The following is a 24,961-nucleotide window of genomic DNA, read 5'->3' as shown; positions in this document are numbered from 1 at the left end:
GAGGTCACGCGCGGGCGGCCCGTGCGGACGCTGCTGGAGCGCGGCGAGCGTAGAGTCCCTCAATGTGCCATTCACGGCCTTCCGTTGACCGATTGCGCGGCAGAGCCGCCGATCACGGAGTTCGTCACCGATCTCGAAGCTCTGGCCGGCTGAGGTCGAGCCGCATGAGCCACCGGATCCGGCCGTCGACGCGAGACTGTGTCGGCTCCATCCGGCGGAAGCCGGCCTCCTCGAACAACGCGGTCGTGCCCGCGTGCGCGGCGGTCGGGCCGATCCGCGCACCCTCGGTGTCCACCGGGTAGCCCTCGACGGCCGGCGCGCCCTGCGAGCGCGCGTAGCCGATCGCCCCGTCCATCAGGGCTTTCGCCACCCCGCGCCCCCGGAACGGCGACGCGACGACGAAACAGACGATGCTCCACACCGGCTGGTCGTCGAGCGTGGGGATCGTCCGTGACCGCTTCAGTCGCTCGAACCGCGACCGCGGCGAGACTCCGCACCACCCGGCCGGCGTGTCCCCCGCGTAGGCGAGCACGCCAGGCGCGGGGCGTTCGGCGCAGAAGCCCCGGATCCGCTCGGCTCGCTGCTCACCTCGCAAGGCGTTGTACTCGGCCGACGTGACCCGGTGGGCGAGGCACCAGCAGGCGCGCTCCTTCCCGCCGGGGTTGAGGATCACCGCCAGGTCGTCGAAGCACGTGGCGTCGACAGGACGGACTTCGAACGATCGCTGGTCTGCGGGGCTGGACATGGGATCACGTTAGGATCGCATTCACGACAAAGCCATGTCGGCTTTCGGGATTCCGGCCGGCGGAAGGGGGAGCGATGCCCGCCCCGCCGCGCCTGGTCGGTTCCGGCCGGCACCCGGGAATGACCCAGCTGCACCAGGCGGTGCCCCTGGTCGAACGGCAACACGCTTTGATCGAGGAGATGCGCGCGCGGGCACCCCGGTTCGTGCCCGGCCGCGTCCTGGCCGAGCGAACGGGAACGACGGTGCGCACCGTCGAGCGCGACGTCACCCGCCTGCGGGCCGCGGGCATCCCGGTCGAAGTCAAACGCGGCGCCGGCGGCGGTTACCGGCTCGCCATGCTGTCCCGCGTGCCGCCGCTGACCTTCAGCGCGGGCGAGGTCGCCGCCCTGGTCGCGTCACTCGTGGCCCTCGGCCCCTACACCTCCGCCACCGCCTGCAGCGCACTGGAAAAGCTGGTCACCGCCTTTTCCGCACCGGCCACGCGTGTCCCGCACTGAAAGTTCCATCGATATGTCGACTTCGATCACTGTGGCGCGCGTCACGGAATGCCGGTCGATCTTCGGCGCTACACCAGAAGAGAACCCGTCAGCCCGCAAAGGAGTGCCATGTCCACCACCGCCCCGGAAGAAGCCACCGCCGCGCCGGCCGTGCCCGTGCTGGAGGACTTCGACTTCCCGCTCACCGACGGCGCCGCCTGCCGCATCGACGACCCGGACTGCGAAGCCTGCCAGTGACCGTCGGCGCGGGCCGGGGCAGCTAGGGAGTGTTTCTCGGATCCGTGTTCGCGATGGCCGGGCCCAGGCCTGGCGGCACCGCGGGATCGCCCGAGTACAACCCGGTACGAGGGCGTTCCCGCGGCACCGCCAGGAACCACCTGGACCCCGACTCTCATCGAACGAGATCCAAGAAACACGCCCTAGACGTGCATCGCCAGCCAGAACGCCAGCCAGGCGACGCACCCCAGCGCACCTCCGACTCCGAAGGCGAGGAGTACGCGGCGCAGCGCCGCGATCGCCCCGGCCCGGCCCGTCATTTCGGTGATTCCCGCTTCAGCCATGCCAGCAGATGCCCGCACCAGGCGCCGGGGCAAACATCCGGTTCGGTGCATCCCCCCAGGGTTCCGGCAAAGTCGCTTTCCGCCGCATCTGGGCGGCCCCACCACTCGGCTTGGTGTCGCGAATGACCAAGGCCGGGTAGCTAAGGATTCCTCTGCCGCGCAAGCGGTCAACGGAAGGCCGTGAATGGCACATTGAGGGACTCTATGTCCCTCAATGCGACATTCACGACCTTGGGCGAGCACCTGAAACCGGGCCAATCGGGCCAATCGGGCAGCATGACAGCTCGCTGCCGCAGCTCGCTGCCCGGCCTGGGGTGTCGCGAATGACTCATTCCGGACAACGAGGTCCCGAATGAGTCATTCGGGACAACGAAACCCCTCACAGCCACCACTCGCCAAGAGACTTTGCCGCCCCCGTCAGAGGCCGGCGACGGCCACCCGGTCCCGGCCCGCTTTCTTGCCCGCGTAGAGGGCGTCGTCCGCCGCCCGGATCACCCCGTCGAGATCGCTCTCCGCCACCGCGGGGTGAAGCGCCGCACCGATCGTGGCCGACAGCGTGACCAGCTCCCCCGTCGGCGCACTGATCCGCAGCCCGCGGATCCGCACCCGGATGCGCTCGGCGATCGTGCGGACTTCTTCCTCGTCGACGTCGGGCAGCAGGACGGCGAACTCCTCCCCGCCGTACCGGCCGACCGTGTCGCCGCGCCGGACGGTCCTGGTGAGCACGGTCGCCACCTCCGCGAGAACGTCGTCGCCGACCGGGTGGCCGTGGGTGTCGTTGATGCGCTTGAACCAGTCGAGGTCGATCATCAGCACCCCGACGCGGGCGTGGGTGGAGCGGGCGCGCTCGAGCGCGTGCTCGGCCCGTTCCTGCCAGGCGATCGCGTTGAGCAGCCCGGTGCGCTGGTCGGTGCGGGCGGCGAGCTTGAACTCGTCGAGCTGGACGCACTGGTGCAGCGCGAACGTCGGGAGGATCATCAGCAGCGCCGCGGGCGGCCACCACAGCAGCGCGAGCGCCACGAACACGCCGAGCGCCAGCTGGCTGATCTCCAGCAGGTTGTCCGAAGCGCTGCCCAGTGCCTGCGCGGGGTGTTCGAGCGGGACGGTCCAGGCGATGACCGTGCCGACGAGCACGGTGTTGACCGTCCACAGCACCCCGGCGGCGGCGACCACGGCGGCCAGTTCGCCCCAGCCCGGCGGCCCGCCGGCACCGAGCTGGGCGCCGGCCAGCTGCAGCACCACGGTCGCGGCGGCCGCGGCGAGAGCGAGCGTCGCGGCGGTGAACACGGTGCGGTGCGGCGGCCGGACCGGGTCGAACCGGTTGACCAGCACCCACCGGTGGCCGTAGATCACCGCCACCAGCGCCAGTTCGAGCGCCAGCGGCAGCGCCATCGCGCCGGCGAAGATCCAGACGCTGCACAGGTCGACGTAGGGCGAGCCTGTCCGGTCGCGACGCCGTCGCTCGATGAGGTGCGACGCGTGCAGGTGCAGCACCGCCGCCGCGGCGAGCCAGCCCGCCGCCGCCCACTGCGGTGGCGCGGGCGGCGTCCGCGCAGCGAGCACCAGCACGCCCAGCGCCGCCAGATCGGCGCCCAGCACCAGGAACCGCACGCGTCCCGGCAACGACCACAGCTTCCACCGCGACGGTGGCCAGCCCCCCGGCGTGCTCTCGTCTCCGCTCATCGCAGCGCCTCCCCCACCCCGCAAGCAACGCCGTAATCACGTGCTTGCCAACGGTAGTCGGATTGCGGTCGGATGTCAGCTGTTTCCCCGCGGCGCGACCCGCCGGGGCGGCTGGGACCATTCCGGTATCCGGCAAAACCGACGGAAGGCGAGCTTGATGAGCGACAAGGGCTGGTGAACCCTCACCTTCGACCCCAGTCCCCCACCACGGAAGGAGCGCGCCATGAACGACAAGGGCTGGTAACCCCACCCGAGCGGGGAGCTCACGACTCGGCCGGCAGAGCGGCCGAGATCGCGGCCGGACGGCGACGCGACCAGACCGCGGCCGCGGCGAGCGCGACCAGCGCTCCCGCCGTCCCCGCCCAGGCGATCGCCGTCGCCGGTCCGGCCAGTTGCGCGAGCACCCCGCCGAGCACGATCCCGAGTCCCTGCCCCGCGACCATCCCGGTCCGCGCGAACCCGAGCGTCCGCCCCCGCACGTGCGGGGGCGACAGCTGGACGAACGTCGCCCCGGCGGTGACCTGGTAGGCCGAGCACAGCCCGGACACGAACAGCAGCGCCAACGCCGTGCCCAGGTCCGGTTGCGTCCAGTAGGCCACCAGCGGGGCCGACGTCCCGATCGCGAGCACGCCCAGCGCGCGCACCCGCACCGGCCGGGCGACCAGGCGCAGCAGCAGCGCCCCGGCGACGGCGCCGGCCGGCTCGGCCGCGAGGAGCACGCCGACCCAGCCGCCGTCCGCGCCGACCTGCCGGGCGAACGGCACCGCGAGCCCCTCGGGGACGACGGTGAACAACGCCAACCATCCCAGCCACACCAACGTCCCCAGGGTGCGGTCCCGGCGCACGACCTCCGCGCCCGCCGCGACCTGGCGCCAGGAGCGCCGCCACCATGTCGCCCCGCCGCCGGCCTCCGCGACCGGCGGCGGATGGGCGTCGAGCCCGGTTCGGATCAGCACGGCCGAGGCGGCGAAGGTGGCCGCGTCGATCGCGAGCGCGGCGTGCGCGCCGAGGCCGGTGACCACGAACGCGGCCACCGCGAACCCCAGCACGAGGCACAGCTGCACGGTGACCTGCTGCACCGCCTGGCCCGCCTCGTACCGGGCGCCCAGCAGGTCCGGCAGGACCGCGCCCTGCGCCGCCGAGAACGGCGCCTCGGCCAGCTGGACGAGCACCAGCAACGCGGCCATCAGCGCCAGCGGCACCGCGGGCACGGCCATCACCGCGACCAGCACCGCGCGGACGACGTCGCACGTCACCATCACCCGGCGCCGCGGGTACCGGTCGGCCAGCCACGACAGCAACGCCCCCGACACGAGGGCGGGCAGCATGGACAGCGCGTACGCCGCCGCGCTCAGCGCGGCCGACCCGGTGCGCTGGAACACCAGGATCGACAGCGCGACCCGCGCCAGCTGGTCCCCGGCCACCGACAGCAGGCCCGCCAGCCACACCACGCGGAAGCCGCGCACGGCGAAGGCGGACCATGTCCGGCCCAGGCGCCGACCAGCCATCCCCACCCCACCGGCTGTCACCGAGAGCGTTTACTCAGGGGCTCACGGTAGCGCCTGCGGTCGTCGTCCACCACCGCCCGAGGGGTACGGCGGGGGATCCGCCGTGACCGCTCCTCAGGAGCGGGGGAAAACGGTGCCGTCGAACAGCTTCCGCGGTGCGGATGACCGTCGACCGGTTCGTCTCCGGTGATGCCGAGGTCCCGGGCCCGCGCGACGACGACCGGCATCCCATTGTCCACACAGGACTGGTGCGCCTCGTCGTCGCGAGCTAGCTCGGCTCCAGCATCGGGACGAGGAACTTCCGGGCCAGCGCGCGCAGCTGGTCGTCGTCGTCGAGGTCGACGACCTCGCTCGGGATGACCAGGAACGAGGCGGAAACGCGGGCCATCAGCTCGGCCACCAGCTCCACGTCCACCTCGGCGGCGACGTTCCCGGCCGCCTGTTCGCGGTGCAGCTGGCCCGCGACGAACCGCTGCACCGCGGCGAGGGTCCGGCCGCCGTCGCCGATCATGGAGGGAACCAGCACGTCCGGCTCGGCCGCCATCAGCCCGCCGATGAGGCGGTTGTGCCGGATCGCCCGCAACGCGCTGACGAAGCCCAGCACGACCCGGTCGGCGGCGGTCCTGGCCTCTTCGATGTCGACGAGGAACCGGTCGAAGTACCGGCGGAACTCGCGCCGCACCACGTGTTCGACCAAGGCGTCCTTCGTGGCGAAGCGCCGGTAGACCGTGATCCGGGAAACCCCGGCGCGCCTGGCGACGTCTTCCATCGTGGAGCGCCGGATGCCCATGCGGCAGAACTGTTCGTAGGCGCCGTCGAGGACGCGGCCGGTCATCTCGTCGTGGTCGTCGACGCGGTCGACGGCCTCGGCGAGCGCGCGTTCCAGCAGTGTTTCCGGGCCCGGCGGCATCCCGCCGGATCGTACCGGGTCCACCCGCACTCCCCCTTGAACCGATAAAGCCCCGTTTGGTCCTGGCCCGTCGGCTCGCATTGTGCTCTCCTTGGGCGAGATACGCGATTACGCCTGGCGTATCACCGTATCATCCGAGACTCGAAGAGGAGCTCAGCGCATGGACGGACTCAGCCGGCGGAAGATGCTGATCGCGGGTGCCGGGGCGCTGGCCGCCTGGACGTGGGGTCCGGGTGGCTCGGTCGCCGGCGCGGGAACGGGCGCCGATCCCCGCTGGGTGTGGGACGCCGAGGCCGATCCCCTGGTGGCTTCCCTGTTCGAACGGGGCGTGGTGCCCCGCGTCAACGAGCTGCTGAGGACCTGGACGCGCAACGACCAGCCGTTGCCGGCGGGACTGCCAGAAGACCTGCGGGCGTTCATCGAGCGGGCGCGCCTGCTGCCGGCGTGGGCCGACCGCGCGAAGCTGGAGCGGGCGGCCGGCTTCACGAAGACCAAAGGCACCTATCTCCTGCTGGGCTACGGCCTGGGCAGCGGGATGATGAGCACCGCCATCCCCGGCGAAGCCCGCGCCGTCTACTACTCCAAGGGCGGCGCGGAGATGAAGGACCGCGTCGCGAAGACGACGAAGCTCGGCGTCGACCTCCACGAGCTGAACGCCTACCAGCCCGACGGCCACATCATGGTGACCGCGGTCAAGACGCGGCTGGTGCACGCCGCGGTCCGGCATCTGCTGCCGCAGTCGCCCGGCTGGTCCGGGACCGGCGGCGGGCGGATTCCGATCAGCCAGCACGAAATCCTGATCACCTGGCACAGCCTCCCCACCTTCGTCATGCGCAAGCTGACCGAATGGCGCGTCCCGGTGAGCGCCGCGGAGTCCGCCGCGTTCCTGCACCTGTGGCAGGTGAACGCGCACATGCTCGGCGTCCTCGACGAGTACATCCCGGCGACCTGGGACGCGGCCGAAGCCCAGTCCCGGCAGATCCTGGACCCGGTCATGGGACCGACGCCGGAGGGCGTTTCCCTGGCCGACACGCTCCTGACGATGGCCAGCCAGGCCGCGGGCCCCGGCGCGCCCCTCGCGCGGCCGCTGCTGAACGCGTTGACGCGCTACGTGGCCGGCGACCGGGTCGCCGACTGGGTGGAGGTCCCCCGGGAACCGGTCTGGGACCCGCTGATCCGCACGGGTTTCCCGCAGTTCGTGGCGCTGCGCGAGAAGCTCATCCCGCTGCCCCTGATCCCGCCGATCGCCTGGACCCTCGACGAAGCCATCCGCAAGCTGCTGATGTTCTACCTGTCCGAAGGAAAACCGGTGAACATCGAGATCCCGACGGTCAACCGGCCCGGGTGAGTGCTCAGACCCCGGCCGTCTTCGCTCGCGGTGCCGCGGGCTCGCCCCTCGCCTGGCGCGTCCGCGGCCCGAAGAGCGCCCGCACCACCGCCCCGGTCAGCCAGGTCCCGACGCCGGGCACGGCTCGCTAGTCCATCAAACTGATTTGATGTATTCTCCGGGAATGGCATCCGAGCCACCCGCGTTCGTCCGGCTCGCCGCGCACCCGCTGCGGTGGTCGCTGCTGGCGGCCCTCGCCGGCAGCGACCTGCGGGTCCGTGAACTGGTGGACCACGCCGGCCAGCCGCAGAACCTGGTCTCCTACCACCTGCGGCTGCTGCGCGACGGCGGGCTCGTCACCGCCACGCGCAGCAGCCACGACGGCCGGGACAGCTACTACCACCTGGATCTCGACCGCTGCGCCGCCGCGCTGGCCGAGACCGGCGCGGCGCTGCACCCGGCGCTGCGTCAGGAACCGCCACCACCACCGTCCCCGCGGATCGCCGTGCTGTTCGTCTGCACCGGCAACAGCGCCCGCTCCCCCGTCGCCGAAGCGTTGCTGCGCCGGCGCACGGGCGGGACGGTAACGGTGACCAGCGTCGGCAGCCGGCCCAAGGCCGCCCTGCACCCCGCCGCCGTGCGGGTGCTGCGCGACGAGTTCGGCATCGACCTCGCCGGGCAGCGGCCGCGGCACCTGGACACGCTCGCCGGTCGCCGGTTCGACCACGTGATCACCTTGTGCGACAAGGCTCGCGAGGCCTGCCCCGAATTTCCGCACCACCCGCGGCGCCGCCACTGGAGCATCCCCGACCCGGCGGCGGCGCGCGATCCCGGCGACCGCGCGTTCCGGCTGACCGCGGCCGAGATCGACACCCGCGTCCGGCACCTGCTGCCGGATCTCGCAGTGGCACAAGAGGCAGTGGCTCAAGACAAGGAGGTCCAGCCATGACTGAGCACGCCAGCGTCCGGTACGTCGTCGACGACGTCCCGGCGGCCATCGCCTTCTACACCACCCACCTCGGCTTCACGGTGCGCATGAGTGCCGCGCCCGCCTTCGCCGACGTCGTCCGCGGCCCGCTGCGGCTCCTGCTCTCCGGCCCCGCCAGCTCCGGCGCCCGCGCCACCCCCGAGGACGCGTCGGCCGCCGGGCGCAACCGCATCCACCTCGTGGTCCCCGACCTCGACGCCGAGATCAAGCGCCTGACCGACGCCGGGGTGGCCTTCCGCGGCGAAGTCGTCGCCGGTCCCGGTGGACGGCAGATCCTCCTGGCGGATCCCGCGGGCAACCTGGTCAAGCTGTTCCAGCCCGCCCGGTGAGGACTCAAGACCGCGCATTCGGGCCTTCCCGTGCCCGTCCTCAATGGACAGACGGGGGTTCAGGTGTTCCACCGGTCGCCGCTTGCACCGGAGCCGGAGGACAGGCCCGGCGAATCCGGTAACGAAGTCGATCATCGCCGGAATGGTTTGTCAGTTGTTCCCGCGTGGCGGCCGGCCGTCAGCGGCAGGCGAACTCCGGCGGTCCATCGGTCCCCACTCGCCGGAGCCCTGTTCGTCGACCAGCCGGCGGGCCTCGTGGAGGACCTCGTCGGCCACCCAGGCCAGGGGTTCGGCGTCGACCACCAGCGGCTCGTTGTCCGGGCCGCGGGCGATTTCGCGGCCGCGCAGGACCCAGGGCCGGACGCCGGGGCCGCGCAGGTCGCGCAGGTGCTCGTAGTCGTAGAGGCGGCGGGCCAGCCACAACCGGACCGAGCGGTCGCGCCACCACGGCTCCCGGCGCAGCGAGTTCGCCGACAGCCCGGGCAGCGCGATGCCGGTCAGCCCGTCCCGGCTCGACTCCGTGTCGCCGAGGTCGGCCCCCGGGCCGTGGGACCAGCGCACGTACAGGTCGCCGTCGTCTTCGGCTTCGAAGAGCCGGGTCAGCTCGGCGAGATCCTTGACCGTGGGCAGCATGACCAGCCGGTACCCGCGGGCCGGACCGGTAAACGAGCGTCGCGGGGCGAAGGCCGGCCAGGGCCGGTTCAGCGGGCCGGGAAAGCGGGTACAGCGAATGGGTGAGCGTCGAGCCGGCGACCACGGAAGGAGGCGTCCGCACCGGTGGAACCGGATCCCGGGCACGCCGACGCCGCGGCCCTGCGCGACTACGTCGAGGCCGTCGCCGAGCTGCTGCGCGTCGAGCCCGCCGCGTCGTGGAGCGAGTACGGCAGCCCGTCGACCGCCTACGTCGCACTGGCCGATCGGTCCGCGCGGCACGAGGGCCGGTTCCTGATGCTGCAGTGGACCGCCGGCGCCGGGTGGAGCCTGGCGCTGGAACCCGACGGTGCGGAGGCGCCGTCGGTCCTGGTCCGCTGGCCCGAACCGGCCTGGCCGCAGCCCGCGGTGGTGGCCCGCCGGGTGCGGGAGGCGCTCACCGAACTGGCACCGCCCCCGGACGGCAAGAGGAGTTCTCATGGCCCAGACAGTCGGTGACTACCTGCTCCAGCGCCTGCGTGAGTGGGGGGTGGAACAGGTCTTCGCCTATCCGGGCGACGGGATCAACGGCCTCGTCGCCGCGTTCGGCAAGGCGGACGACCAGCCGCGGTTCGTGCAGACCCGGCACGAGGAGATGGCCGCGTTCGCGGCGGTCGGGTTCGCGAAGTTCAGCGGCAAGGTCGGCGTCTGCATGGCCACCTCGGGCCCGGGCGCGATCCACCTGCTCAACGGGCTCTACGACGCGAAACTCGACCACGTCCCGGTCGTGGCGATCGTCGGGCAGACCGCGCGCAGCGCGATGGGCGGCAGCTACCAGCAGGAAGTCGACCTGCAGGCGCTGTTCAAGGACGTCGCGAGCGAATACCTCGTCGAGGTCAACGTCGCCGAGCAGCTGCCGAACGCCCTCGACCGGGCGATCCGGACGGCCGAGTCGTCCCGCTGCCCGACCGCCCTGATCATCCCCGCGGACCTGCAGGAGGAGGAGTACTCCCCGCCGCGGCACGCGTTCAAGCAGGTGCCGTCCAGCCCGCCGGGCACGGCGTGGTCCCGGCCGGTCCCGCCCGAGCGGGACATCGACGCCGCGGCCGAGGTGCTCAACGCCGGGGAGAAGGTCGCCATCCTGGTCGGGCAGGGCGCGCGCGGCGCGGCCGAAGAGGTTCGCCAGGTCGCGGAGGTCACCGGCGCCGGTGTCGCGAAGGCGTTGCTGGGCAAGGACGTCCTGTCCGACGAGCTGCCGTACGTGACCGGCTCGATCGGCTTGCTCGGCACCCGGCCGAGCTACGAGCTGATGCGCGACTGCGACACCCTGCTGATCGTCGGTTCCAACTTCCCGTACAGCCAGTTCCTGCCCGAGTTCGGCCAGGCGCGCGCGGTGCAGATCGACCTCGACGGCCGCCTCATCGGGATGCGCTACCCGACCGAGGTCAACCTCGTCGGCGACAGCGCGGTCACCCTGCGCGCGCTGCTGCCGAAGCTGACGGGCAAACCAAGCCGGTCGTGGCGCGAGACGATCGAGAAGAACGTCGCTTCCTGGTGGGAAACCGTGGAGCGCGAAGCCGCCGTCGGCGCGGAGCCGGTGAACCCGATGGCCGTCGTGTCCGAGCTGTCGCGGCGGATCCCGGACAACGCCATCGTCACCGCGGACTCCGGCTCGTCCACCAACTGGTACGCCCGCAACCTCCGCATGCGCGGGGAGATGCGCGGATCGCTGTCGGGCACGCTGGCCACGATGGGCCCCGGCGTCCCGTACGCCATCGGCGCCAAGTTCGCCTGCCCCGACCGCCCGGTCATCGCCCTCGTCGGCGACGGCGCCATGCAGATGAACGGCCTCGCCGAGCTGATCACCATCGCGCGGTACCACGCCCTCTGGAGCGACCCGACCTGCGTGATCTGCGTCTTCCACAACAACGACCTGAACCAGGTCACCTGGGAGCTGCGCGCGATGGGTGGCGCGCCGAAGTTCGAGGAATCCCAGAGCCTGCCGGACGTCGACTACGCCGGCTTCGCGCTCTCCCTCGGCCTCACCGCGGTCACGGTCGACAAGCCGGACCAGCTCGCGTCGGCGTGGGAAACCGTGCTGACGGCGGGCAAGCCGGCCGTGCTCGACGTCCGCTGCGACCCGGAGGTGCCGCCGATCCCGCCGCACGCGACCTTCGAGCAGGCGAAGTCCGCCGCCCAGGCGGTGCTGAAGGGCGATCCGGACGCGTTCCACCTGGTCGCGCAGGGCGTCAAGACGAAGCTGCAGGAGTTCCTGCCGGGCAGGAAGAACTGATGACGCGGCGCGCCGGGGAACGGAGGCGGTCATGACCGGAACGGACGCCCAGGTCGTCGTCGTGACCGGGGCCAGCGGCGGCGTCGGCCGCGCGGTCGCCCGGGCCTTCGGCGCCCGGCGAGCCCGCGTCGCGCTGCTGGCCCGGGGCGAGAAAGGCCTCGCCGCCGCGGCCGAAGACATCACCCGGGACGGCGGCACCGCCCTGGCGATCCCCACCGACGTCGCCGACTTCGACCAAGTCGAAGCCGCGGCCGCTCTGGCGGAGAAGGAGCTCGGCCCGATCGACGTGTGGGTGAACGTCGCCTTCACGTCGGTGTTCGCGCCGTTCGGCGAGATCGAACCCGACGAGTTCCGCCGGGTGACCGAGGTCAGCTACCTCGGCTACGTGCACGGCACCATGGCCGCCCTGCGGCGGATGAAACCGCGGGACCACGGCACCGTGGTGCAGGTCGGCTCCGCACTCGCCTACCGCGGGATTCCGCTGCAGAGCGCGTACTGCGGCGCGAAGCACGCCATCCAGGGCTTCAACGAAGCCCTGCGCTGCGAGCTCCTGCACGAAGGCAGCCACGTCCGCACCACGATGGTGCAGCTGCCCGCCGTCAACACGCCGCAGTTCTCCTGGGTCCGGTCCAAGCTGCCGCACCACGCGCAGCCGGTGCCGCCGATCTACCAGCCGGAGGTCGCCGCCCGCGCCGTGCTGCACGCCGCCGGCCACCCGCGCCGGCGCGAGTACTGGGTCGGCGGCAGCACCGTCGGCACGCTCCTCGCGAACGCCGTCGCGCCCGGGATCCTGGACCGCTACCTCGCCAAGACCGGCTACCGGTCCCAGCAGACCGGCGAGGACGAACCGGCCGGCCGTCCGTCGAACCTGTGGGAACCGGCCGACCAGGCGCGCGACCACGGCGCCCACGGCGAGTTCGACGCCAAGTCCACCCCGCGCAGCTTCCAGCTGTGGGGCAGCCGGCACCACGGCCTCCTCGCCGCCGGCGGGGGCGCGCTCGCCGCGGCGGCGCTGGCGGCGTGGCGCCGGGCCCGGCCGTCGCGGGCCCGGAGGGGTCACCCGATCCGGTTAGGCCGTCGCGCATACTGGAGGGGGTTCCCGCCCGAAGAGGAGGCGACTTGAGCGTGACCGCGGACGCCTGCCCAGCCGATCCCTTCGTGCACCCAGCGCTGTTCTACCGCGGCGACGCCGAGTACCTGGCGGGGACCGTGCCCTTCGTGTGGGGCGGGCTGGCCGCGGACGAGCCGGTCGCGGTCGCGGTGCCCGGCCGCAACCTGGACCTGCTGCGGCGGGAGCTCGGCGCGGACGCCGGCCGGGTGCGGCTGCTCGACATGACCGAGGCCGGGCGCAACCCCGGGCGGATCATCCCCGGCGTGCTGCGGGCTTTCGCCGACGCCCACGTGGACGGGCCGGTGCGGATCATCGGCGAGCCGATCTGGGCGGCGCGGTCGGCCGTCGAGTACCCGGCGTGCGTCCAGCACGAGGCGCTGATCAACCTGGCCTTCGCCGGCCGGGACGTGACGATCCTGTGCCCCTACGACGTCGAGACGCTCACCCCGGACGTCCTGGCCGACGCCGAGGCCACCCACCCCGTCCTGATCGACGGCGCCGGCCGGCGCACCAGCCCCGCCTACGCCCCCGGCGAGGTCGTCGACCGGTACAACCGGCCGTTGGCGACCCCGGACGGCGTCTTCGAGCTGACGGACACCACGGACCTCGCCGCGGCCCGCGCGCTGGCCCACGTCCGCGCGATCCGCTGCGGGCTGTCCGAAGAGCAGGCCGCCGACGTCGAAGTGGTCGTGACCGAGCTGCTCTCCAACAGCGTCGAACACGGCAGCGGGTCCGGCACCGTCCGGTTGTGGGACGACGACGGCGAGTTCACCTGCGAGGTCCACGACCGGGGCAAGCTCACCGACCCCCTCGCCGGCCGTCGCCCCGCGACGCTCCACCAGCCCCGCGGCCGCGGGCTCCTGCTCGTCAACCACCTCGCCGACCTCGTCCGCGTTCACACCGGCAGCGATGGCACGACCATCCGGGCGTACTTCCGCGCCCGGTCCGGGCGGCACACGAGGTAGCCGGCGGCGGCGCCGAGCGCGACGCCGCCGTACACGTCCGTCGGCCAGTGCGCCCGGGTCCGGAGCCGGGTGTAGCACACGAAGGCCGCCAGCGGCGCGACCGCCGCCCCCGCGGCCGGAGCGGTGAGCGCGACGGCGACCGTGAACGCCGCGGCCGTCGTCGCGTGCGTCGACGGGAACGCCGAAGACGACGGCTGGTCGTGCAGCGCCTGGCGGGCCGGGAGCTGCCGCGCCGGCGGCCGCCTCCGCCGGACGAGCGCCTTGACGCCGTGCCCGAGCGCCATTCCGGCCGCGCCCGCCACGAGACCGCGGCCCGCCGCCCGCCGCCGGGGACCGGGGCGGGCGGCCAGCGCCCCGGCCACGACGAGCCAGAGCAGGCCGCCGCGCGAAACCGCGCTGACGGCCGTGACCGGCCACGCCGGCCGGGTGACGGGAAGGTCGTTGTCGTCCGGGCCCTCATCCCCCCGAATGGGTGCTTCGCTCGACATGGCCACCGATTGCCCGGGACGGGCCCGGTTCAATCACGCGTCTGTCCACCGTGGCGGACCGGGATGATGTTTGCGCGCGCGCCGGCCGGGTATCTGCCCTGCGTGCGTGTGACGCGGCCGGCTCGAATCCGCGCGACGACCGCCTTGGTCGCTGTGGCGATGCTGGCGGTGCCGGCGGCGGGGTGCGGAACGGACCCCCAGGCCGAAACCGTGCACGCCGGGCGCGAAATCCGGGGCCAGCTCGAACTCCTGCGACTCGTGGTGACCGCCGACCGCGACTCGGTGCCGCCGGTGCCCAGCCTGTCGATCACGGTCCGCGACGCCGCCGACGAACTCGGCTCCGCCGGCCAGGACGTCGGCGAGCTGACCGACGACCGCGCCCGCGCGGCGCTGGCGTCGATCGCCGACCGCGGGGTCGTGCTGGCCCACCGGCTCGACGACGGCCTCGGCGACGGCACCGACGCCGGGCTCGACCGGATCGACGCCGAGCTGCAGGGCCTGATCGGCGAACTCGCCCAGTGGGGCGTGTCGTCGTGAACAAGCGCGTCCTCGCCGTCACCCTCGGGATCCTCACCGCGGTCGGCGGTTTCGTCGACATCGGCGACCTCGTCGAAAGCGGCGTCGTGGGCGCCCGCTACGGGATGGCCATGGTCTGGGTGACCGTCGTCGGCGTGCTCGGGATCTGCGTCTACGCCGACATGTCCGGGCGGGTCGTCGCGGTGTCCGGGCGGCCGGTGTTCGACCTGATCCGCGAGCGCCTCGGCCCGCGCATGGCGCTGCTCAACCTCGCCGGGTCGTTCCTCATCACGCTGCTGACCGTGTGCGCGGAGATCGGCGGCGTCGCGATCGTCATCGAGCTGGCGTCCGGGGTGGACCGGCTCGTCTGGGTCCTGCCGATCGGCGTGCTCATCTGGCTGGTGGTGTGGCGGGTCGGCTTCGAGAAGATGGAAACCGGCTTCGGCCTCGGCGGTCTCGCGATCGGGGTGTTCGCCGTCGCGGTGTTCTTCCTGCACCCCGACTGGTCGTCGCTCGGCGCGCAGGCCGCCGGGTTCGCGCCGCCGCCCGACCAGGCGCTGCCGACCTACGCCTACCACGCGGTCGCGCTGTTCGCCTCCGCGATGACGCCGTACGAGGTGTTCTTCTTCTCCTCCGGCGGTGTCGAAGAGGGCTGGACCGTCAAGGACCTGTCGGTGCAGCGCGCCAACGTGCTGCTCGGGTTCCCCCTCGGCGGCCTGCTCGCCCTTGCCGTGATGGCGTGCTCCGCGGTCGTGCTGTTCCCGGCGGGCGTCGACGTCAGCCAGGTCAGCCAGATCGTGCTGCCGGTGACGCTCGCGCTGGGGACGGCGGGCCTGGTGATCGTCCTGATCGGCATCTTCGCCGCCACGTTCGGCGCGGCGCTGGAGACCGGGCTGTCGTCGGGGTACATGCTGGCCCAGTACTTCGGCTGGGAATGGGGCAAGCGCCGCGCGCCGCGCAACGCCGCCCGGTTCCACGTCACCGTCGGCGCCGGCCTGCTGCTCGCGGTGCTGGTGGTGCAGACCGGCATCGACCCGGTCGGCCTCACCGAGATCTCGCTGATCTTCTCGGCGGTGGCGCTGCCGCTGACCTACCTGCCGGTGCTCATCGTCGCCAACGACCGCGAATACCTGGGCAAGCACGCCAACGGGCGCTTCAGCAACGTCGTCGGCGTCGTCATGCTCGTCGTCATCGCCGTCGCGGCGGTGGCGGCGATCCCGCTGCTGATCTTCACCGGAGCCGGCCAATGAACCCGTGGACCGACGTCGACGCGATCGACCTGGGCGACTCGCTGCTCGATCGGCAGATCATCGGCGAAGACGGCACCGTCGTGGGCAAGGTGGACGACCTCGAGCTCCGCGCCGAGGGCGGGACTCTCGTCGTCGACGCGCTGCTCGTCGGCCCGGAGGCACTCGCGGACCGCATCGACGGCCCGATCGGGAAACTGCTGCGGCGGATCGGCCGCGGGTTCCGCGCCCAGGCGCCGCAACGGATCCCGATGAACGCCATCCGCCGGTTCGAACCGACGATCGTCGTGACCACCGCCATCGCCGAGGCCACCGGCAGCCCGTCCGAGGACTGGCTGCGCCGCAAGGTCATCGGCCGGATCCCCGGAGCGGGCCATGCGAGCCGGTGAGCTGATCGGGCGCCGCGTCCGCGACGTCACGGGCCGCGACCTCGGGGCGATCCGGGACATCCGGGCGGAGGCGACGCCACGCGGCGACGGGCTGCCCGAACTCGTGGTGCGCGGGGTGATCGTCGGCCGCACCCGCGTCCGCCTCTTCGGCTACCAGCGCCACGACCAGCGCGGCCCCGCCCCGCTCGTGGCGCTCATCCGCCGCCTGCACCGGCACAGCCGCTACGTCGCCTGGGAAGACCTCGACCTGTCCGGTCCCGAGGTCCGGGTCCGGCGGCCGTTCGCCGAGCTGGCCCCGCTCAGCCGGCCCTGAGCCCGCCTCACGGCAGGCCGGCCAGATCGGCCAGCAGGGCCACGTGGTGCTCGAAGTATTCGGCGCGCGCCACGATGATGGTGTCGAGCCGGCCGAAGACCTCGAAGCTGACCAGGCCGAACAGGTGCGTCCACGCGGCGAACACCCGGTCCAGCCGTTCCTCCGGCAGGTCGCCGGGCCGTTCGTCGATCAGGCGCCGCAGATCGGCGCGGACGGGCTCGGGCACCGGCGGCCCGGCCGGGAGCGCGTCACCCGGTATGTCCCGCCCGACGGCCGCGAGCAGGAGGACCACCTTCGCCGCCGGGACCACGGTTTCCTGCGGGGCGACGTAGCCGGGCACGGGGTTTCCGTAGATCAGGCCGTATTCGGCGGGATGCGCGAGTGCCCAGGACCGCACCGCGCGGCACACGGCGAACCACCGGCCGCGCAGGTCCTCGCGCGGGACCGCCGCTTCGGCGTCGGTCGCCGCGGCACCCAGCCCTTCGTAGGCGTCGACGATCAACGCGGTCAGCAGGGCGTCGCGGCCCGGGAAGTACCGGTACAGCGCCGAAGGGACGATTCCCATGTCTCTGGCGACGGCGCGCAGGGACAGGTTCGCGCCCTCCGCGGCGAGGTGCCGCCGGGCGACTTCCTTGATCTCCTGGTGCATCTCCGAGCGGACCCGGGCGCGCAACGACGAGGCGGACATGGCCCCAGTGTCGCACAGTTTCGAGAACACCCGAACTCGACGAGAACAGTGTTCTTGACGACCACCCGGGCGGCCCAGTACGGTGTTCTTATCAGAGAACAGTGTTCTCTCCTGGGTGGAAAGAGGCTACTCCCATGTCCCTGCACGTCATCGTCGGCGCCGGTCCGGTCGGCACGGCCACCGCTCGTTCGCTCGCCTCCGCAGGCGAAACGGTCCGCCTGGTCAGCCGCAGCGGCGGCGGCCCGCAGCTCGACGGCGTCGAGCGCGTCGCGGCGGACGCCACCGATGCCACCGCGCTCGCGCGGCACGCCGAAGGCGCCGTCGCGCTGTACAGCTGCGCGGGACCCGCCTACCACCGCTGGGCCACCGACTGGCCGCCGCTCGGCGCCGCGCTCCTGCGGGCCGCCGAAGTCAGCGGCGCCGTGCTCGTCACCACCGGCAACCTCTACGGCTACGGCGCCGTCGACGGCCCGATCACCGAACAGCTGCCCGCGCGGCCCAACTCGGTGAAGGGGCAGGTGCGGGCCCGGCTGTGGGCCGACGCGCTGGCCGCCCACGAAGCCGGGCGGATCCGGACGGCCGAGGTGCGCGGGTCCGACTACCTCGGCGCGGGCGCGGTGTCGCCGTTCAGCGTGCTGGTCCTGCCCAAAGTGCTCGCCGGCAAAGCCGCGTCGGCGCCGGCCGACCCGGACGCCCCGCACAGCTGGACCCACGTCGGTGACGTCGCCCGCACCCTGGTCGCGGTCGCGGCCGACGAACGGGCCTGGGGCCGGGCGTGGCACGTGCCGACCGCGCCGGCGGTGCCGCTGCGCCGGCTCGCCGAGCGCGCCGCCGAACTGGCGGGGGCACCGGCGGCCCGCGTCACCACGATGCCCGCCTTCGCCCTCCGCCTGGCCGGGCTCTTCAACCCGGCCGCGCGGGCCATGGTCGAGATGCAGTACCAGCTGCGGCGGCCGTTCGTCCTCGACTCCTCCGCCGCGACGGCCGCCTTCGGGATCGAGCCGACGCCGACCGACGAAGCGCTGCGGGAGACGATCGAGGGCCTGCGCGAGCCCGCCCCGCGCTGAACGACGTCCTCTCCGGGAACCTCAGCCCGCGTGCGGCGGTCGTTCGAGGGTCTGCGGCCAGGCCCTCGGACGCCGTCGGGCATTCTTGGCACCGTTGTGTCGGGGACGAGAGGGACGACGATGAGTGCTTCACCCGAAGTGACCGTGCCGGAGAGTGTGGCGAGCCCGGTGCCGCCGAAGCCGCCGGCCTCCGGCGTGGCCCGGTGGCTGCTGGAGCACCGGGTGGCTCCGGTCGGCCGGGCGGGCGGCGAAGACCACGGCAAGCCGCAGGCGTGGTGGAAGGTCATGTGCCTGACCGGCGTCGACTACTTCTCCACCCTCTCCTACCTGCCCGGCATCGCCGCGCTCGCCGCCGGGGCGCTGTCGCCGCTGGCGACCCTGCTGATCGTCGCGCTGACGCTGCTGGGCATGCTGCCGATGTACCGCCGGGTGGCCCGCGAGAGCCCGCACGGGCAGGGCTCGGTGGCGATGCTGGAGAACCTGCTGCCGTTCTGGCGAGGCAAGCTCTTCGTCCTCACCCTGCTCGGGTTCGTCGCGACCTCGTGGATCATCACGATCACCCTGTCGTCGGCGGACGCGACCGTGCACATGCTCGAAAACCCGTACCTGCCGGGCTTCCTGCACGGCCACGCCGTGCTGATCACCGTCGTCCTGCTGCTGATCCTCGGCGGGGTGTTCCTGCTGGGCTTCAGCGAGGCGGTCGGGGTCGCCATCCCGCTCGTCGCGATCTTCCTGGCGCTCAACGCCGTGGTCGTGGTCGCCGGTGGGATCGACCTGTTCGCCGGCTCCGAGGACCTTTCCCGCTGGGCCGACGCGCTGACCGCCGGCGGCGGCGGGTTCACCGGGGTGATCGGCCCGGCCGTGATCGCGTTCCCGCTGCTGGTGCTGGGCCTGTCCGGCTTCGAGACCGGGGTCAGCATGATGCCGCTGGTCGCGGCCAAGGGCGAAACCGCGGAGGAGCGGCTGGAGTCCCGGATCCGCAACACGCGGAAGCTGCTGACCGCCGCCGCGCTCGTCATGTCGGTGTTCCTGATCGCGACGAGTTTCATCACCACCGTGCTGATCCCGGCCGACGCGTTCAAGGAAGGCGGCGAGGCCAACGGCCGGGCCATGGCCTACCTCGCCCACCACGAGCTGGGCGAGATCTTCGGGACCGCCTACGACATCAGCAGCGTCCTCATCCTGTGGTTCGCCGGCGCCTCGGCGATGGCCGGGCTGATCAACATCGTCCCGCGGTACCTGCCCTCCTACGGGATGGCCCCCGAATGGGGCCGCGCCGTGCGGCCGGTCGTGATCGTCTACACGGTGATCAGCGTCCTCATCACGATCGCGTTCGGCGCCGACGTCAACGCCCAGGCCGGGGCCTACGCGACCGGGATCCTCGCCATGATGGTCTCGGGCTCGGTCGCGGTCAGCATCTCGGCGATCCGGCGGCGCCAGCGCGGCGCCGCGGCGGGCTTCGTCGTGCTGACCCTCGTCCTGCTGTACGCCCTCGTCGAGAACGTCATCGAAAAGCCCGACGGGATCGCCATCTCGGCCCTGTTCATCCTCGGGATCATCGTCGTCTCCCTGGTTTCGCGGGTTTCGCGGACGACGGAACTGCGCGCCGAGCGCATCGAGTTCGACGAGCCCGCCCGCCGGTTCATCACCGATTCGCTGGCCCACGACGGCGCGCTGAACATCGTCGCCAACCGCCGCCAGGGCGGGGACGACGCGGAGTACTCCGCCAAGGAGGCCGAACAGCGCGGGATGAACCCCGTCCCCGGCGCGGCCGACATCCTCTTCCTCGAAATCGACGTCGTGGACCCGTCGGAGTTCAGCAACGTGCTCCAGGTCCGCGGCGTCGACGTCGACGGGCACCGGGTCCTGCGGGCGAACAGTCCCGCGGCGCCCAACGCGATCGCCGCGATCCTGCTCGCGCTGCGCGACGTGACCGGGGTCCGGCCCCAGTGCCACTTCGAATGGTCCGAAGGCAACCCGCTCGGGCACCTGTTCCGGTACCTCATCCTCGGCCGCGGCGACACCCCGCCGGTCGTCCGCGAAATCATCCGCAGCAGCGAGCCGGACCCGGCCCGCCGACCCGGAATCCACGTCGGCGGCTGATGCGGCGGGCCCGGGCGGCCACGTCCGGGTGAGCCCAGAAAATCTATGCCGACCGGAGTAGACATTCCCCGGCGTGTGTGTGTAGTCTTCTCTTTGTACCGAGAGAGACAACGTCAAGCAGGCGCGGGAGAGAACGTAACTACCCGCGAAGTGAGACAAGGCGGTCAGGCAGGGCGGAGCCGATCAAGGAACAGGTTCCGGCTGGTGACCGGGAGCAGTACTTCAGGACCGATGTGGTGAAGACGCAGTAGTACCGGTCCCGAAGCGGAAGTGCAGGACGCGGGCGGAGCAGGTGCGCCCGCGAAGATCAGCAGTGTGCAGTTGTTCGTGTAATGCAGTTCAGGTAATGCAGTTCAGGTAATGCAGTGGCAGGACCGGTCAGGTGGCCGGAGCCGATCTGTGAACGGGGCTCCGGGCAGTGACCAGCGGCGTCAGCGTGCTGGGACCGATCAGTTGAAGGGGTCCCAGCGGTGACGTTCGCAGCAAGTGCAGCAACGGCAAGTGCAGTACCAGCAAGTGAAGTAGCAGTGCCCAGTAAGTGGAAAACACCGGAAAGAAGGGAACGGGAACATCATTGGATCGCCCGCAGCGGCCTGGTAGCGCCGCGCGGGTACCGCAGTCCCATCGAGTTCGGAGGTGGTTCTCGGTTACGAATGAGCGATCCCCGCATTGTCCGGCCCCTGGCCGGAAGCGGGTGCAGTACGCCGGCTTCTTCGCCGGTTGACAATGGTGAAACCCAACCCTTGAGGACCCCGGGTGCCGCAGTGGCACCCGGGGTCCTTTGTGATGCGGAGGTGGAATGATTCCTGACCAAGAAGGACCGGCCACGCACGGCGGGGCCGGCAAGTTCGATGACGAGAACTACCCCGGCTACACCATGGGCCGGGCCGCGGACATGCTGGGCACGACCCAGGGCTTCCTGCGCAGCCTCGACGAGGCCGGCCTGATCACCCCGCAACGGTCCGCCGGCGGGCACCGCCGCTACTCGCGGCACCAGCTGCGCCTGGCCGCCCGCGTGCGGGAACTGGTCGACGAGGGCACCGCCGTCGACGCCGCCTGCCGCATCGTCACGCTCGAAGACCAGCTGCACGAAGCGCAGCGCCGCAACATCGAACTCCGCGCCGGCGACTGACCCCGCGCACCCGAACGATTCGGCACGCGGCCGAGACGCCGCGTGCCGATCCGCTCGAAGGTGTCAGCCCTGGCTGGGGATTTCCGTCGCCCGCTCCCAGCCGGAGGGCAGCCGGCTGACGTTCAGCGCGTGGTCGAGCCCGCTGGCCGCGAGGGCCCGGCGCACCACCCGGTTGTCCCCGGTGACGATCCGCAGGGTGGCGTTCTCCCGGACGGACCGGGCCTGGATCCCGCCGAGCACGGCAAGCCCGGCCGCGTCGAGGAAGTCGACCTCGGACAGGTCGAGCACGAGGACCGGGAACCGGCGGTGCGCCCAGGTGCTCAGCTCGGAGCGAAGCCGGGGTGCGCTGTCCTCGTCGAGGGCGCCGCGGATCCGGACCATGACCGCGCCGAAGTACGGGCGGACCACCTGGATTTCGGCGGTGAGTCGTACGCGTGCCGACGGCGCTACCGGGATCGCCGTCGCTGGGGGCTGGACGACTAACATTTCCACACGCCTTCGTTAGCGGATGACGTGACGACGAACGGGTCTCACCCGGCCCGCTCGAACGCCGGCAAGTCGGAGGGGAAACGCCTGTGCTGGCTGTACCGCACCTTGCAGCGTAACCCTTGATCCGAACGGCGCAACCCCGCCAACGGGCGAACCCGGCGCGCCCGCACGCGACCTGCCTCCGCGCATCTCAAACCCGCCGATCGGGTGACCGTCGCCGCGTTTTCGGTGCTCCGCGCGCTGCCGCGAGATCTTCGCCGCGCCCCCTTGACAGGGAGGCGAACCGGCCGCATTCTCAGGGTCCCTTATATCAGTAACCCTGACATCAGCTTCGCTCAGTGAGGAGTCGAACCGATGACCGCAGTCGAGGAGCGGCCGGGCACCCGGCTACAGCGGCCGGACGTCGAGCCGGGACAGCTGTTCATCGGTGGCCGGTGGCGGGAGCCCGTTGCCGGGGACCGCTTCGGCGCCGTCGACCCGGGCACCGGGAAGACCCTCACGTCGGTCGCCCGCGGGTCGGCCGCCGATGTGGACGCCGCGGTGGCCGCCGCCCGCGAAGCCGCCCCCGGGTGGGCCGCGACGCCGGGCCGGGAGCGGGCGCGGATCCTGCACCGGGTCGCGGACCTGGTGCGGACCCGCGCGGACGAGATCGTCGCCGTCGAGAGTGCCGACGTCGGCAAGCCGGTCTCGCTGTGCCGGGCCGTCGACGTCGAGACCGTCGCCGAGCAGTACGAGTACTACTCGGCCATGGCGCAGAGCGTGGACGGGGCGGCACGGACGATCCCGATCCCTTCGCACGCCTACACCCGTCGCGAGCCGCTCGGGGTGGTCGCGGCGATCACGCCGTTCAACTTCCCGCTGATCCTGTCCACCTCGAAGATCGCGCCCGCGCTGGCCGCCGGGAACACCGTGGTGCACAAGCCGGCCGAGGACACCTCCCTCAGCGCGCTGCTGATGGCCGGGATCCTCGCCGAGGCCGGCGTGCCCGACGGCGTGGTCAACGTCGTCACCGGGTTCGGCTCGGAGATCGGGGACCACCTGCTGACCCACCCCGGGGTCGACAAGATCGCGTTCACCGGCTCCACCGCGGTCGGCAGGCACGCGGCGAGCCTCGCCGGGGAGCGGCTCAAGCCGGTCACCCTCGAGCTCGGCGGCAACGCCGCGCACATCGTGTTCGAAGACGCCGACGTCGAGCAGGCGGTCGGCGCGGCGATCAAGGCGTTCGTCTTCAACACCGGCCAGTTCTGCATGGGCGGGCCCCGGCTGCTCGTCGCCGACGCGCTGTACGACTCGGTGCTGGGCGCGCTCGCCGAAGCCGTGCCGCACGTGCCGGTCGGCGACCCGTTCGACCCCGCCACGGTGGTCGGCCCGATGGCGGGCGAGCGGCACCGGGTGAAGGTCGAGCAGTACGTCGAGCAGGCCCGTGCCGACGGCGGCCGGATCGTCGCCGGCGGCGGGCGCCCGGCGCTCGACGGCGACGCCGCGGGCGGGTTCTTCTTCCAGCCGACGGTGATCGCGGACCTGCCGCACACTTCGCGCGTCGTGCAGGAGGAGATCTTCGGGCCCGTGCTGACCGTTCAGCGCTTCGCCACCGAAGACGAAGCCGTCGCCCTCGCCAACGGCACGCCCTACGGCCTGGCCGCCGGGCTGCAGACCACGAACCTCGCCCGCGCGCACCGCGTCGCCGCGCGGCTGGACGCCGGCATCGTCTGGGTCAACGACTGGGCGATGCTCGACCCCGCGATCCCCTTCGGCGGCGTCAAGGACTCCGGTTTCGGCCGCGAGTACGGCCCCGAAGCCCTCGACGCCTACACCCGGACCAAGTCCGTCGTCATCTCCCTCGCCTGAGACTTCCAGGAGAAACCCATGCCCACCACGAGAACCACCGCGGCCGTAGTGGAATCCCCCGGCGCCGGGTTCAGCATCGGCGAAGTGTCACTCGACGAGCTGCGCCCCGACGAGATCCGCGTGCGGATCGTCGCCGCCGGCGTGTGCCATACCGATCTCGGCGTCGCCGCCGGCGCCCTGCCGTTCCCGCTGCCCGGGGTGCTGGGCCACGAAGGCGCCGGAGTCGTCGAGGAGGTCGGCACCGCGGTCACCCGGGTGGTCACCGGCGACCAGGTCCTGCTCAGCTACACCTCCTGCGGCCGCTGCGCGAACTGCCGCGACGGCCACCCCGCGTACTGCGAGACCTGGCTGCCGGCCAACCTGATCGGCGGGCGGCGCCCGGACGGCACCTCCCCGATCTCCCGTGACGGCAGCCCGCTCGGCGGCCACTTCTTCGGCCAGTCGAGCTTCGCCGGGCACGCCGTCGTCGACGAACGCAGCGTCGTCAAGGTCGCCGCGGACGCGCCGCTCGACCTCCTGGCGCCGCTCGGCTGCGGCATCATGACCGGCGCCGGCGCGGTGTGGAACGTCCTGGCCCCGCGCCCGGGCGCCACGCTGCTGGTCACCGGCGCCGGCGCGGTCGGCCTGTCGGCGGTGATGGCCGCCCGCCTGACCCCGGCGGCCCGGATCATCGCCGTCGACCGCGTCCCCGGCCGGCTCGAGCTCGCCAGGGAACTCGGCGCCACCGACACCATCGACACGACCGGCGAGGACCTCGCCGAGGCGGTCGGGAAGCTCACCGACGGCCGCGGGGTCGACGGCGTCGTCGAAACCACCGGCAACGCCGGTGTCCTGCGGACGGCGATCGGGACGCTCGCCGCGCGCGGCACCGCGGTCGTCGTCGGCGCGCCGGCCTTCGGCACCGAGGTGCCCGTCGACGTCAACTTCCTGCTCCCCGGCCGGCACGTCGTCGGCCTCACCATGGGCGACGCGGAAACCCAGGCGCTGGTGCCGACCCTGGCCGAGCTGGTCACCACCGGCCGGTTCCCGCTGGAAAGGCTGGTCACCCACTACGAGTTCGGGCAGATTGGGCAGGCGGTCGACGACATGGTGAGTGGCAAGACGATCAAACCTGTGCTCCGCTTGTGAAGGAGGC

At 72.3% G+C, this 24,961-nt stretch carries 28 protein-coding genes; 19 read left to right on the top strand and 9 right to left on the bottom strand.

Annotated elements, in window-relative coordinates:
* Positions 1 to 124: 124 nt before the first annotated feature.
* The gene (locus AB0M82_RS24765; protein ID WP_364726110.1) at positions 125 to 745 is read right to left on the bottom strand and encodes a GNAT family N-acetyltransferase; all 621 of its coding nucleotides are present in this window, start codon (positions 743 to 745) and stop codon (positions 125 to 127) included.
* A gap of 74 nt (positions 746 to 819) precedes the next feature.
* On the opposite strand from AB0M82_RS24765, the gene AB0M82_RS24760 reads away from it, so the two are divergent.
* Complete coding sequence (locus AB0M82_RS24760; protein ID WP_364726107.1) at positions 820 to 1,242, top strand: HTH domain-containing protein; 423 nt, start codon at positions 820 to 822, stop codon at positions 1,240 to 1,242.
* Positions 1,243 to 1,350: 108 nt separating this feature from the next.
* Positions 1,351 to 1,479: a hypothetical protein gene (locus AB0M82_RS24755; RefSeq protein ID WP_364726104.1), complete on the top strand. Its 129-nt coding sequence runs from the start codon at positions 1,351 to 1,353 to the stop codon at positions 1,477 to 1,479.
* 182 nt (positions 1,480 to 1,661) lie between these two features.
* Here the strand turns inward: AB0M82_RS24755 and AB0M82_RS24750 are convergent, their stop codons facing one another.
* From AB0M82_RS24750 to AB0M82_RS24735, 4 genes are all read right to left on the bottom strand, one after another.
* Complete coding sequence (locus AB0M82_RS24750) at positions 1,662 to 1,802, bottom strand: hypothetical protein (RefSeq protein ID WP_364726101.1); 141 nt, start codon at positions 1,800 to 1,802, stop codon at positions 1,662 to 1,664.
* 417 nt (positions 1,803 to 2,219) lie between these two features.
* On the bottom strand, positions 2,220 to 3,485 hold the full coding sequence (locus AB0M82_RS24745; protein ID WP_364726097.1) for a GGDEF domain-containing protein: 1,266 nt from the start codon (positions 3,483 to 3,485) through the stop codon (positions 2,220 to 2,222).
* Between the two features lie 263 nt (positions 3,486 to 3,748).
* Positions 3,749 to 4,993: an MFS transporter gene (locus tag AB0M82_RS24740; protein WP_364726094.1), complete on the bottom strand. Its 1,245-nt coding sequence runs from the start codon at positions 4,991 to 4,993 to the stop codon at positions 3,749 to 3,751.
* A gap of 268 nt (positions 4,994 to 5,261) precedes the next feature.
* Positions 5,262 to 5,927 (bottom strand): helix-turn-helix domain-containing protein, encoded by a 666-nt coding sequence (locus tag AB0M82_RS24735; protein WP_364726091.1) that lies wholly within the window; start codon positions 5,925 to 5,927, stop codon positions 5,262 to 5,264.
* Between the two features lie 136 nt (positions 5,928 to 6,063).
* Here AB0M82_RS24735 and AB0M82_RS24730 point away from each other — a divergent pair, with 136 nt between their 5' ends.
* The 4 genes from AB0M82_RS24730 to AB0M82_RS24715 are packed head-to-tail and all read left to right on the top strand — an operon-like array spanning position 6,064 to position 8,547.
* The gene (locus AB0M82_RS24730; RefSeq protein WP_364726088.1) at positions 6,064 to 7,251 is read left to right on the top strand and encodes an oxygenase MpaB family protein; all 1,188 of its coding nucleotides are present in this window, start codon (positions 6,064 to 6,066) and stop codon (positions 7,249 to 7,251) included.
* The gene (locus AB0M82_RS24725) at positions 7,248 to 7,382 is read left to right on the top strand and encodes a hypothetical protein (protein WP_364726085.1); all 135 of its coding nucleotides are present in this window, start codon (positions 7,248 to 7,250) and stop codon (positions 7,380 to 7,382) included. Before AB0M82_RS24730 ends, AB0M82_RS24725 begins: the two co-directional genes overlap by 4 nt.
* A gap of 32 nt (positions 7,383 to 7,414) precedes the next feature.
* The gene (locus tag AB0M82_RS24720) at positions 7,415 to 8,179 is read left to right on the top strand and encodes a MarR family transcriptional regulator (RefSeq protein WP_364726083.1); all 765 of its coding nucleotides are present in this window, start codon (positions 7,415 to 7,417) and stop codon (positions 8,177 to 8,179) included.
* The gene (locus AB0M82_RS24715; RefSeq protein ID WP_364726080.1) at positions 8,176 to 8,547 is read left to right on the top strand and encodes a VOC family protein; all 372 of its coding nucleotides are present in this window, start codon (positions 8,176 to 8,178) and stop codon (positions 8,545 to 8,547) included. Before AB0M82_RS24720 ends, AB0M82_RS24715 begins: the two co-directional genes overlap by 4 nt.
* 150 nt (positions 8,548 to 8,697) lie before the next feature.
* Here the strand turns inward: AB0M82_RS24715 and AB0M82_RS24710 are convergent, their stop codons facing one another.
* Positions 8,698 to 9,180 (bottom strand): DUF6098 family protein, encoded by a 483-nt coding sequence (locus tag AB0M82_RS24710; protein WP_364726077.1) that lies wholly within the window; start codon positions 9,178 to 9,180, stop codon positions 8,698 to 8,700.
* Positions 9,181 to 9,324: 144 nt separating this feature from the next.
* On the opposite strand from AB0M82_RS24710, the gene AB0M82_RS24705 reads away from it, so the two are divergent.
* The 4 genes from AB0M82_RS24705 to AB0M82_RS24690 are packed head-to-tail and all read left to right on the top strand — an operon-like array spanning position 9,325 to position 13,546.
* Positions 9,325 to 9,696, top strand: coding sequence for a DUF6292 family protein (locus AB0M82_RS24705; RefSeq protein ID WP_364726074.1), 372 nt, complete (start codon positions 9,325 to 9,327; stop codon positions 9,694 to 9,696).
* On the top strand, positions 9,677 to 11,470 hold the full coding sequence (locus tag AB0M82_RS24700; protein ID WP_364726071.1) for a thiamine pyrophosphate-requiring protein: 1,794 nt from the start codon (positions 9,677 to 9,679) through the stop codon (positions 11,468 to 11,470). The genes AB0M82_RS24705 and AB0M82_RS24700 overlap by 20 nt, the downstream gene beginning before the upstream one ends.
* A gap of 31 nt (positions 11,471 to 11,501) precedes the next feature.
* On the top strand, positions 11,502 to 12,593 hold the full coding sequence (locus AB0M82_RS24695) for an SDR family oxidoreductase (protein ID WP_364726068.1): 1,092 nt from the start codon (positions 11,502 to 11,504) through the stop codon (positions 12,591 to 12,593).
* Entirely contained in the window at positions 12,590 to 13,546 is a 957-nt protein-coding gene (locus AB0M82_RS24690; RefSeq protein ID WP_364726065.1) for an anti-sigma factor RsbA family regulatory protein, read from the top strand. The genes AB0M82_RS24695 and AB0M82_RS24690 overlap by 4 nt, the downstream gene beginning before the upstream one ends.
* Here the strand turns inward: AB0M82_RS24690 and AB0M82_RS24685 are convergent.
* On the bottom strand, positions 13,477 to 14,034 hold the full coding sequence (locus AB0M82_RS24685; RefSeq protein ID WP_364726062.1) for a phosphatase PAP2 family protein: 558 nt from the start codon (positions 14,032 to 14,034) through the stop codon (positions 13,477 to 13,479). The genes AB0M82_RS24690 and AB0M82_RS24685 overlap by 70 nt on opposite strands.
* A gap of 102 nt (positions 14,035 to 14,136) precedes the next feature.
* Here AB0M82_RS24685 and AB0M82_RS24680 point away from each other — a divergent pair, with 102 nt between their 5' ends.
* Genes AB0M82_RS24680 through AB0M82_RS24665 form a run of 4 tightly spaced genes read left to right on the top strand, consistent with a single transcriptional unit; the run spans position 14,137 to position 16,499 of the window.
* Positions 14,137 to 14,571 (top strand): hypothetical protein, encoded by a 435-nt coding sequence (locus AB0M82_RS24680; RefSeq protein WP_364726059.1) that lies wholly within the window; start codon positions 14,137 to 14,139, stop codon positions 14,569 to 14,571.
* Positions 14,568 to 15,800: a divalent metal cation transporter gene (locus AB0M82_RS24675; RefSeq protein ID WP_364726056.1), complete on the top strand. Its 1,233-nt coding sequence runs from the start codon at positions 14,568 to 14,570 to the stop codon at positions 15,798 to 15,800. Before AB0M82_RS24680 ends, AB0M82_RS24675 begins: the two co-directional genes overlap by 4 nt.
* A complete protein-coding gene (locus tag AB0M82_RS24670; RefSeq protein WP_364726053.1) occupies positions 15,797 to 16,186 on the top strand; it encodes a hypothetical protein in 390 nt (129 codons plus the stop codon). The genes AB0M82_RS24675 and AB0M82_RS24670 overlap by 4 nt, the downstream gene beginning before the upstream one ends.
* Positions 16,173 to 16,499, top strand: a complete 327-nt coding sequence (locus AB0M82_RS24665; protein WP_364726051.1) for a hypothetical protein — start codon at positions 16,173 to 16,175, stop codon at positions 16,497 to 16,499. Before AB0M82_RS24670 ends, AB0M82_RS24665 begins: the two co-directional genes overlap by 14 nt.
* Before the next feature lie 7 nt (positions 16,500 to 16,506).
* On the opposite strand, the gene AB0M82_RS24660 is transcribed toward AB0M82_RS24665, so the two are convergent.
* A complete protein-coding gene (locus tag AB0M82_RS24660; RefSeq protein WP_364726048.1) occupies positions 16,507 to 17,187 on the bottom strand; it encodes a TetR/AcrR family transcriptional regulator in 681 nt (226 codons plus the stop codon).
* A 134-nt stretch (positions 17,188 to 17,321) separates the two neighbouring features.
* Here AB0M82_RS24660 and AB0M82_RS24655 point away from each other — a divergent pair, with 134 nt between their 5' ends.
* The 3 genes from AB0M82_RS24655 (at position 17,322) to AB0M82_RS24645 (ending at position 21,489) form a co-directional block, all read left to right on the top strand.
* Complete coding sequence (locus tag AB0M82_RS24655) at positions 17,322 to 18,254, top strand: NAD-dependent epimerase/dehydratase family protein (RefSeq protein WP_364726045.1); 933 nt, start codon at positions 17,322 to 17,324, stop codon at positions 18,252 to 18,254.
* A gap of 120 nt (positions 18,255 to 18,374) precedes the next feature.
* Positions 18,375 to 20,357 (top strand): amino acid transporter, encoded by a 1,983-nt coding sequence (locus AB0M82_RS24650; RefSeq protein ID WP_364726043.1) that lies wholly within the window; start codon positions 18,375 to 18,377, stop codon positions 20,355 to 20,357.
* A gap of 799 nt (positions 20,358 to 21,156) precedes the next feature.
* Positions 21,157 to 21,489 carry a MerR family transcriptional regulator gene (locus tag AB0M82_RS24645; protein ID WP_364726040.1) on the top strand — a complete coding sequence of 111 codons (333 nt, stop codon included), beginning with the start codon at positions 21,157 to 21,159 and terminating at the stop codon, positions 21,487 to 21,489.
* A gap of 63 nt (positions 21,490 to 21,552) precedes the next feature.
* Here AB0M82_RS24645 and AB0M82_RS24640 read toward each other — a convergent pair whose 3' ends face one another.
* Positions 21,553 to 21,975, bottom strand: a complete 423-nt coding sequence (locus tag AB0M82_RS24640; protein WP_364726037.1) for an STAS domain-containing protein — start codon at positions 21,973 to 21,975, stop codon at positions 21,553 to 21,555.
* A gap of 357 nt (positions 21,976 to 22,332) precedes the next feature.
* On the opposite strand from AB0M82_RS24640, the gene AB0M82_RS24635 reads away from it, so the two are divergent.
* Entirely contained in the window at positions 22,333 to 23,826 is a 1,494-nt protein-coding gene (locus tag AB0M82_RS24635) for an aldehyde dehydrogenase family protein (RefSeq protein WP_364726034.1), read from the top strand.
* Positions 23,827 to 23,844: 18 nt separating this feature from the next.
* Positions 23,845 to 24,954 (top strand): NAD(P)-dependent alcohol dehydrogenase, encoded by a 1,110-nt coding sequence (locus AB0M82_RS24630; RefSeq protein WP_364726031.1) that lies wholly within the window; start codon positions 23,845 to 23,847, stop codon positions 24,952 to 24,954.
* The last annotated feature ends 7 nt before the right edge of the window (positions 24,955 to 24,961 follow it).

It is taken from the genome of Amycolatopsis sp. NPDC051128, from assembly GCF_040682715.1.
Lineage (GTDB): Bacteria > Actinomycetota > Actinomycetes > Mycobacteriales > Pseudonocardiaceae > Amycolatopsis.
The sequence above is the reverse complement of the archived record's forward strand: the minus strand, read 5'-3'. Positions and strand labels throughout refer to the sequence as shown.

Coding starts and splice junctions, on each gene's coding strand:
- AB0M82_RS24765 (WP_364726110.1), bottom strand. CDS start 745: ATGTCCAGCCCCGCAGACCAGCGATCGTTCGAAGTCCGTCCTGTCGAC.
- AB0M82_RS24760 (WP_364726107.1), top strand. CDS start 820: ATGCCCGCCCCGCCGCGCCTGGTCGGTTCCGGCCGGCACCCGGGAATG.
- AB0M82_RS24755 (WP_364726104.1), top strand. CDS start 1,351: ATGTCCACCACCGCCCCGGAAGAAGCCACCGCCGCGCCGGCCGTGCCC.
- AB0M82_RS24750 (WP_364726101.1), bottom strand. CDS start 1,802: ATGGCTGAAGCGGGAATCACCGAAATGACGGGCCGGGCCGGGGCGATC.
- AB0M82_RS24745 (WP_364726097.1), bottom strand. CDS start 3,485: ATGAGCGGAGACGAGAGCACGCCGGGGGGCTGGCCACCGTCGCGGTGG.
- AB0M82_RS24740 (WP_364726094.1), bottom strand. CDS start 4,993: ATGGCTGGTCGGCGCCTGGGCCGGACATGGTCCGCCTTCGCCGTGCGC.
- AB0M82_RS24730 (WP_364726088.1), top strand. CDS start 6,064: ATGGACGGACTCAGCCGGCGGAAGATGCTGATCGCGGGTGCCGGGGCG.
- AB0M82_RS24720 (WP_364726083.1), top strand. CDS start 7,415: ATGGCATCCGAGCCACCCGCGTTCGTCCGGCTCGCCGCGCACCCGCTG.
- AB0M82_RS24715 (WP_364726080.1), top strand. CDS start 8,176: ATGACTGAGCACGCCAGCGTCCGGTACGTCGTCGACGACGTCCCGGCG.
- AB0M82_RS24710 (WP_364726077.1), bottom strand. CDS start 9,180: ATGCTGCCCACGGTCAAGGATCTCGCCGAGCTGACCCGGCTCTTCGAA.
- AB0M82_RS24700 (WP_364726071.1), top strand. CDS start 9,677: ATGGCCCAGACAGTCGGTGACTACCTGCTCCAGCGCCTGCGTGAGTGG.
- AB0M82_RS24695 (WP_364726068.1), top strand. CDS start 11,502: ATGACCGGAACGGACGCCCAGGTCGTCGTCGTGACCGGGGCCAGCGGC.
- AB0M82_RS24685 (WP_364726062.1), bottom strand. CDS start 14,034: ATGTCGAGCGAAGCACCCATTCGGGGGGATGAGGGCCCGGACGACAAC.
- AB0M82_RS24670 (WP_364726053.1), top strand. CDS start 15,797: ATGAACCCGTGGACCGACGTCGACGCGATCGACCTGGGCGACTCGCTG.
- AB0M82_RS24665 (WP_364726051.1), top strand. CDS start 16,173: ATGCGAGCCGGTGAGCTGATCGGGCGCCGCGTCCGCGACGTCACGGGC.
- AB0M82_RS24660 (WP_364726048.1), bottom strand. CDS start 17,187: ATGTCCGCCTCGTCGTTGCGCGCCCGGGTCCGCTCGGAGATGCACCAG.
- AB0M82_RS24655 (WP_364726045.1), top strand. CDS start 17,322: ATGTCCCTGCACGTCATCGTCGGCGCCGGTCCGGTCGGCACGGCCACC.
- AB0M82_RS24650 (WP_364726043.1), top strand. CDS start 18,375: ATGAGTGCTTCACCCGAAGTGACCGTGCCGGAGAGTGTGGCGAGCCCG.
- AB0M82_RS24645 (WP_364726040.1), top strand. CDS start 21,157: ATGATTCCTGACCAAGAAGGACCGGCCACGCACGGCGGGGCCGGCAAG.
- AB0M82_RS24640 (WP_364726037.1), bottom strand. CDS start 21,975: ATGTTAGTCGTCCAGCCCCCAGCGACGGCGATCCCGGTAGCGCCGTCG.
- AB0M82_RS24635 (WP_364726034.1), top strand. CDS start 22,333: ATGACCGCAGTCGAGGAGCGGCCGGGCACCCGGCTACAGCGGCCGGAC.
- AB0M82_RS24630 (WP_364726031.1), top strand. CDS start 23,845: ATGCCCACCACGAGAACCACCGCGGCCGTAGTGGAATCCCCCGGCGCC.